Source organism: Tistrella arctica (assembly GCF_039630945.1).
Lineage (GTDB): Bacteria > Pseudomonadota > Alphaproteobacteria > Tistrellales > Tistrellaceae > Tistrella > Tistrella bauzanensis.
In genome coordinates, this window is the sequence record NZ_JBBKTV010000063.1 from 1 (window position 1) to 204 (window position 204).

Below are 204 nucleotides of genomic sequence, written 5' to 3' on the forward strand. Positions count from 1 at the left end.
CCCGGGTGGACTCGAACCACCGACCTCACGCTTATCAGGCGTGTGCTCTAACCAACTGAGCTACAGGCCCGCACAGCACCTGAATTGCTCCAGGCTACGGTTGCGACGCGGAAGGGATGCGGGGACGGCGGTCATCGTCCTTAGAAAGGAGGTGATCCAGCCACAGGTTCCCCTACGGCTACCTTGTTACGACTTCACCCCAGT

Annotated in this window: 1 rRNA gene; it reads right to left on the reverse strand. The window is 60.3% G+C overall.

Annotated elements, in window-relative coordinates:
• Positions 1 to 144: 144 nt before the first annotated feature.
• A 16S ribosomal RNA gene (locus WG924_RS28345) occupies positions 145 to 204 on the reverse strand; the annotation flags it as partial.